This window comes from Microbulbifer okhotskensis, from assembly GCF_023895975.1.
Taxonomy (GTDB): domain Bacteria; phylum Pseudomonadota; class Gammaproteobacteria; order Pseudomonadales; family Cellvibrionaceae; genus Microbulbifer; species Microbulbifer okhotskensis.
The window spans coordinates 1-225 of record NZ_JALBWM010000547.1; the positions used below are offsets into that span (position 1 = coordinate 1).

Consider the following 225-nt stretch of genomic DNA (forward strand, 5'->3'; position numbering starts at 1 on the left):
CGCTGTAGGGTTTACCGGCATTCCCGCGCTGATCCTGGCTCTGGCCATTGTGCTGCTTAGCTCCTGTCAGCCCGCCTATGCAGAAATTCCTGGGGCCTCGCAAACCTATAAGCGCACTTTGATACGGGCCGCCCACGCCCACTGGGGGTTGGATGCTCCCATTGCCACTTTGGCCGCCCAGGTTCACCAGGAAAGCCGCTGGAAAGTGGATGCGCGCTCGCCGGT

The 225-nt window shown here is 61.8% G+C and carries 1 protein-coding gene; it reads left to right on the forward strand.

Features of this window, described 5'->3' with window-relative positions; translation table 11 throughout:
- The coding region (locus MO867_RS23245; protein WP_252473522.1) for a hypothetical protein at positions 1-225 on the forward strand (225 nt) is incomplete at both ends.